We start from the raw sequence: 5,613 nt of genomic DNA on the forward strand, positions 1-5,613 counted from the left end.
TCTCGCGGCTGACCGCCGATGCCGCCCAGATCAAGACCGCCGTCGGCTCGTCGGTGTCGGTGGCGATGCGCAATCTGCTGCTGTTCATCGGCGCCGCCAGCATGATGGTCGTCACCAGCCCGGGTCTTTCCGCGCTGGTGCTCGGCGCCATTCCCGTCATCGTGCTGCCGCTGGTGGGCTTCGGCCGCGCCGTTCGCCGCCGTTCGCGCCATGCGCAGGCGCTGATCGCCACCTCGGCCGGCTATGCCACCGAGGCCATCGGCGCGGTGCGCAGCCTGCAGGCCTTCACTTTCGAGCCCGAAGCCGGCCGGCATTATCGCGCCACCGTGGACGAAGCCTTCGGAGCCGCGCACGAGGCCATGCTGGCGCGCACGCTGCTCACCGGCGTCGCCATCTTCCTCGTCTTTGCCTCCATCGTCGGCGTGCTGTGGATCGGAGCCGGCGACGTGCTCGCCGGCCGCCTCAGCCCCGGGGCGCTCGGCCAGTTCGTGCTTTATGCCGCCTTTGCGGCCGGCGGGCTCGGGGAGCTGTCGCAGGTGTGGGGCGAGGTCTCGCAGGCTGCCGGGGCCGCCGAACACATCGCCGCCCTGCTGGACGAGACGCCGGACATCGCCGATCCGCCGGCCCCGGTCGCCCTGCCGTCGCCGGTGAAGGGGCATTTCCGCTTCGAGGGGGTGGCCTTCTCCTATGGCGGGGCGGGGGCGCCGCCGGTGGTGCGCGACATCTCGTTTGCCGTCGGCCCCGGCGAGACGGTGGCGATCGTCGGCCCTTCCGGGGCCGGCAAGTCCACGCTGTTCGCCCTGGCGCTGCGCGCCTACGATCCGACGGCCGGCCGCATTCTGATCGACGGCACCGACATCCGCACCGCGCGGGTGGAGGCGGTGCGCCGGTCCGTCGCGGTGGTGCCGCAGGATACCACCATCTTCGCCACCAGCATTCTGGAGAACATCCGCTTCGGCCGGCCGGAGGCCGACGATGCCGCAGTGCTGGCCGCGGCCCGGGCCGCGCGCGCCGACGAGATCGCCGCCGGCCTCGAACACGGCTTCGCCACCCTCGTCGGCGAGCGCGGCGTCACGCTCTCCGGCGGCCAGCGCCAGCGCATCGCCATTGCCCGCGCCATCCTCAAGGATGCCCCGATCCTGCTGCTGGACGAGGCCACCTCGGCGCTCGATGCGGAAAGCGAGGCGGCGGTGCAGGGCGCGCTGGAGGGCCTGCGCCGCGGCCGGGCGACGCTGGTCATCGCCCACCGCCTGGCAACCGTGCTGGCCGCCGACCGCATCGTGGTGATGGAAGGCGGACACATCGTGGAGACCGGAACCCACGCCGATCTCGTCGCCCGCGGCGGCCTCTATGCCCGCCTCGCCCGGCTGCAGTTCGAGGCCGGCGCCGCCGCCCTGAAGGGCTGACGCAAAAGGCCGCGACAAGACGAAAATGGCCGGCCGCCCCGGGATCGGGGGCGGCCGGCCATCTTTTTTTCCGGGTGCCCGGCTGGCCGGGATGCGGCGATCAGCGCTCGGTCAGCTTCAGTTCGATGCGGCGGTTCCGGGCACGCGCCTCGTCGGTGTCGGCAGTATCGAGCGGCTGGAACTCGCCGAAGGCGGCCGCCGCCAGATGCTGCGGATCGACACCCCGGCCGATCAGGTAGGTGACGACGGCAATGGCGCGCGCCGACGACAGCTGCCAGTTGGAGCGGAAGCGGCCGACGCCCGACAGCGGCCGCGAATCGGTGTGCCCGTCCACCCGCAGCACCCACGGGATCTCTTTGGGGATTTCCTTCTCAAGCTGCAGGATGGCATCCGCCAGCTTGTCGAGATCGACCTTGCCCTCGGCATTGACCTCGTCGGAGCCGGAGGCAAAGAGCACTTCCGACTGGAACACGAAGCGGTCGCCGACGACGCGGATATCCGGCCGGTCGGCCAGAATCTCGCGCAGGCGGCCGAAGAAATCCGAGCGGTAGCGCGACAGCTCCTGCACCTTCTGCGCCAGCGCCAGATTGAGGCGCCGGCCGAGATCGGCGATCTGGGCCTGCGATTCCCTGTCCCGCTGCTCGGAGGCATCGAGCGCGGTTTCAAGGGCGGCGATCTGGCGGCGCAGGGCCGAAATCTGCTGGTTCAGCAGTTCCACCTGCGCCAGCGCATCGCGGCTCACCTTCTGCTCGCGCACCAGCGCCCCCTGCAGCTCGCTCACCTGCGAGCCGGCCCCCGCGGACGAGCCCTGCGCCGCCGTCAGCAGGCCCTGCAGGCGGTCGCGGTCGGCAAGGGCGGCATCAAGGCTTGCCTGCAGCTGGGCGAGGCTGTCCTGCGCATCGGCCTTGCCGGCGCGTTCCATGGCGAGAAGCTGGGTCAGTTCGGCGATCTGCGCGTTGAGGCGGGTGAGCGCGGTGTCCTTGGAGGTCACCTCCCGGCTCAGCAGAAACTGCGCGAGCATGAACACCGACAGCAGGAAGACGAACACCATCAGCAGCGTCGACAGCGCGTCGACGAAGCCGGGCCACTGGTCGAGATGCGGCGTGGTGCGGCGGCGGCCGAGGGACATGGGGGTCTCCTTCGCCGCTCAGCGCCGGCGGTCGTGCTCGACGGCGCCGGCCAGCGTTTCGAGAAAATGCTCGATGCGCGCCTGCTGCCGCACCATCGCCTCGGCCTGCTCGCGCTGCATCTGCCGTTCAGCCCTCAGGTGCTGCACCAGCCCCTGAATGCCTTCCGCCAGATTGGCCATGGCCGCGGTGGCGCTGCGGCCGGAGGAAGAATCCTGCACCGCCAGCGCCAGCCGCTCCAGCGCTGCCGAAACATCGCCCGGCACACCGGGGGCGGCGGCGGCATCGGCCGGCAGGATTTCCGTCACGCTGGAAAGCCAGTCCTCAAGGTCGGTGTAGAAGCGGTTCTGCGCCTGCCCCGCCTGCAGGTCGAGAAAGCCGAGGATCAGCGAGCCGGTGAGACCGAACAGCGAGGACGAGAAGGCGATCCCCATGCCCGACAGCGGGGCGGCAAGGCCGGCCTTCAGATCCTCGAAGATCACGGCCGAATCGCCCGAGCCGACATTGAGCGAGGCGATGGTGGCCCCGACCGAACTGACCGTCTGCAGCAGGCCCCAGAACGTGCCGAGCAGGCCGAGGAAAACCAGCAGGCCCGTGAGGTAGCGCGAAATGTCGCGCGCCTCGTCAAGGCGGGTGCCGATCGAATCGAGAATGGTGCGCAGCGCCGGGGTGGAAAGCGGCCGGTCGCCGAAGCGGTCGCCGATCAGCGCCGCCATCGGCGCCAGCAGCACCGGCGGGCGGCGCACCTCAAGGCCGGCGTAGCCGGCGCGGTAGCCGTTGACCCACGTCACCTCCGGAAACAGGCGGATCACCTGCCGGAAGGCGAGCACGATGCCGATGATCAGCACGCCCCAGATGAGCCCGTTCAGCCCGGGATTGGCCATGAACGCGCGCGCGATGGAGCGGTACAGCACCACCCCCACGCAGGCTGCGATGATGAGGAAGATCACCATGCGCCACAGGTAGACCTGTGGGCTGGAAAGCCGGTAGGGATCGAGGTCTCGCGCCATGGCCGGTCTTGCAATTGCGTTCGGGAGTGCTTTTGCATAGCGCGAACGGCGCCGCCGGGCCAAACGAAATCGGCCGTTGCGATGTCCGCTTCCCTTCAGGCTGAAGAACGGCTTAAGGAAATGGCGCCCGCCTCCGGAAGCTGACGGATATGCCGATGCGATTGCCCCTGTCATATCAGTGACGCAGAACCAAGCCATTGCCGGTGGTGCAGCCGGCGGCACGACCCGCCCGGCCTGCACTGCAAGACACCGAGCAAGACACCGACCCCGGACGGCAAGACCCCGGACTGCCGCCGCCCGCCAGCCCGGGCCCTGCCCTGCGGAGAGAATTGCCGATGATCACCTGCTATCTGCAAGAAACCGGGGTGGGCGAGGACGGGCTGCCGGTGCGCGGCCCGGTGCGCCGCAGCCGCTGGGAAGAGAACGTGCCGCTGCCGGAAGGCGTGGTGTGGATCGACCTCGTCGCCCCCACCCACTGGGAGGAGCGGCTGGCCGAATCCGTGATCGGCGCCGAACTGCCGACGCAGGAGGAAATGGCCGAGATCGAGACCTCCAGCCGCCTCTATGTGGAAAACGGCGCGGTCTACCTGACGGCCACGCTGCTGTGCGGCATTTCGGAGGGTAAGCCCGGCACGACGCCGGTGACCTTCATCGCCGCCAACAACCGCCTCGTCACCGTGCGCTACGACGAGCCCAAGGCGTTTCCGCTGGCCGGCTATCGCCTGCTGAAGCAGCGCACCGAGCCCATCAGCGGCGCCATCGCGCTGATGAACCTGCTCGATGCCGTCGTGGAGCGCATGGCCGACATTCTGGAGGCGATCTCGGCGGAAATCGAGGCGATCTCACGGGCGGTGTTCGAGGCCGGCGTTTCCGACCGCCGCACCGAGGGGCCGAACTATCACGACATCATCCGCGCCATCGGCCGGCAGGGCATGCTGACCAACCGCGCGCAGGAAAGCCTGCTGTCGCTGTCGCGCACCGTCGCCTTCCTCAGCCTGCATATCGAGGAAGCCGGCCTCAACCGCCACCGCGGCGAGATGAAGTCGATGACGCGCGACGTGCGCTCGCTGTCCGACCACGCCGGCTCGCTCGATGCCAAGATCAACTTCCTGCTCGACGCGGTGCTCGGCCTCGTCAATCTCGACCAGAGCGCGATCATCAAGATCTTCTCGGTTCTGGCGGTCGTCTTCATGCCGCCGACCCTGATCGCCTCGATCTATGGCATGAACTTCCAGCACATGCCGGAGCTTGAATGGCAATATGGCTATGAAGTGTCGATCGCGCTGATGTTCATCTCCGCGGTCGGCACCTATGCCTTCTTCCGCTGGAAGCGCTGGCTGTAGCCGGCCGCGCCCCCGCGTCCGCCCCCCTCGCTCCGCAAAACGAACACGCCGCAAAACAAAAACGGGCGCCGTGCGGCGCCCGTGTTCCGTTCTGCCGGCCGGTGCCGGCGCCTCACATGCGGGCGTGGGCGGCCCGGACGTGGCCGAGCAGCGTCCTCTGCACACCTTCGTTGCCGGCAACGATGTGGCCGGTTTCCAGCATCCGGTCCCGCCCCTCGAAATCGCTGACGAAACCGCCGGCCTCGCGCACGAGGACGATGCCGGCCGCCATGTCCCACGTCTTCAGGTTCGCTTCCCAGAAACCGTCGAGCCGGCCGGAGGCCACCCAGCACAGATCGAGGGCGGCGGCGCCGAAGCGGCGGATGCCGGAGACCTGGCCCATCACCTCGCGCAGCTCCACCAGCCCGCGGCCGTGGTCGGGCCGGCCGAGATGCGGAATGCCCGTGGCCACCACGCAGTCGGCGAAATCGCGCCGGGCGGCAACGCGGATGCGACGGTCGTTGAAGAAGGCGCCGTTGCCGCGCTCGGCCGTGTAAAGCTCGTCCATCACCGGATTGTAGACGACGCCCGCCACAAGCTGGCCCTGCCGCTCCAGCGCGATGGAAACCGCGAACACCGGAATGCCGTGCAGGAAGTTGGTGGTGCCGTCGAGCGGATCGATGTGCCACACATGCTGGCCGTCGCCGGCCACCTCGCCGGCTTCCTCCATGCGGAAGCCCCAGCCGGG

The 5,613-nt window shown here is 69.3% G+C and carries 5 protein-coding genes; 2 read left to right on the top strand and 3 right to left on the bottom strand.

From position 1 onward, the window contains the following. The coding region (locus V7067_RS14930) for an ATP-binding cassette domain-containing protein (RefSeq protein ID WP_334176699.1) at nt 1-1,406 on the top strand (1,406 nt) is incomplete at its 5' end. Nucleotides 1,407-1,506: 100 nt separating this feature from the next. Here the strand turns inward: V7067_RS14930 and V7067_RS14935 are convergent. Both V7067_RS14935 and V7067_RS14940 read right to left on the bottom strand, forming a co-directional pair. Beyond that, nucleotides 1,507-2,535 (bottom strand): peptidoglycan -binding protein, encoded by a 1,029-nt coding sequence (locus V7067_RS14935; protein ID WP_334176700.1) that lies wholly within the window; start codon nt 2,533-2,535, stop codon nt 1,507-1,509. An 18-nt stretch (nt 2,536-2,553) separates the two neighbouring features. Beyond that, nucleotides 2,554-3,543: a flagellar motor protein MotA gene (locus V7067_RS14940; protein ID WP_334176701.1), complete on the bottom strand. Its 990-nt coding sequence runs from the start codon at nt 3,541-3,543 to the stop codon at nt 2,554-2,556. A 335-nt stretch (nt 3,544-3,878) separates the two neighbouring features. Between V7067_RS14940 and V7067_RS14945 the strand changes: the two genes are divergently transcribed. Beyond that, nucleotides 3,879-4,886, top strand: a complete 1,008-nt coding sequence (locus V7067_RS14945; protein WP_334176702.1) for a magnesium transporter CorA family protein — start codon at nt 3,879-3,881, stop codon at nt 4,884-4,886. A gap of 112 nt (nt 4,887-4,998) precedes the next feature. Here the strand turns inward: V7067_RS14945 and V7067_RS14950 are convergent. After that, nucleotides 4,999-5,613, bottom strand: a 615-nt coding sequence (locus V7067_RS14950) for an inositol monophosphatase family protein (protein ID WP_334176703.1), incomplete at its 5' end; no start/stop codon positions are given.

This window comes from Pseudoxanthobacter sp. (assembly GCF_036822375.1).
Taxonomy (GTDB): Bacteria; Pseudomonadota; Alphaproteobacteria; order Rhizobiales; family Segnochrobactraceae; genus Pseudoxanthobacter.

Bases quoted from the DNA above. Each gene is read 5' to 3' on its own strand.
- V7067_RS14935 (WP_334176700.1), bottom strand. From the start codon at position 2,535: ATGTCCCTCGGCCGCCGCCGCACCACGCCGCATCTCGACCAGTGGCCC.
- V7067_RS14940 (WP_334176701.1), bottom strand. From the start codon at position 3,543: ATGGCGCGAGACCTCGATCCCTACCGGCTTTCCAGCCCACAGGTCTAC.
- V7067_RS14945 (WP_334176702.1), top strand. From the start codon at position 3,879: ATGATCACCTGCTATCTGCAAGAAACCGGGGTGGGCGAGGACGGGCTG.